1 protein-coding gene is annotated in these 571 nt (G+C 48.7%); it reads left to right on the plus strand.

Annotated features, from left to right (window positions below):
* Positions 1-531 (plus strand): carbohydrate porin (locus D4A39_RS19070; protein WP_147393955.1); only part of this gene is annotated, 531 nt, incomplete at its 5' end.
* Positions 532-571: the final 40 nt, after the last annotated feature.

Here is a 571-nt window from a genome sequence, read left to right on the forward strand (position 1 = left end):
GGTGCAGGGTATAATGGCTGGAAAGCTCACGACAATCCTTTCCTGGTTCGCCCAAAGAAGGATGGAATCTTCAACATGTCGCAGTTGGAGTATGAACATAAAGGTGGAAAATATTTTGCGGGTGCTGCCGTCCATACCCGTCAATATCCGATCAACGAAGATGGCGAAATGGTTTCTTCCGATGAATCCAAGGGCAAAGTCACCTGTGCCTGGTGGATTTACGGAGAGCAGAGTGTATGGAAGGCTGGCGACAAGAACATTTCGTGCATGGTGCAGTATTCCGAGAACACCAGTCATCAGAATGCCTGCTACCGATACGCCGAACTGGGCGGCGCCTATCAGGACGATAAGAACGAGTGCGGCTTGTCAGGCCAGTACGCCCGCTTCCAGCAGGGTTCGGAATATTCGCAGGAAGTAACATGGAAAAGACAGCTGACGGAATCCATATCCCTTCAGCCATCGTTCCAGTACATCAAAAACGACAATGGAGATTTCACGGCACTCAGTGCCCGACTCTATGTCAGTTTCTAAAGGAAAGAGATAATTATCAAAAAGTGTACATCGTTTGACT

The sequence above is a fragment of the Alcanivorax profundi genome (assembly GCF_003597125.1).
GTDB lineage: Bacteria > Pseudomonadota > Gammaproteobacteria > Pseudomonadales > Alcanivoracaceae > Alcanivorax > Alcanivorax profundi.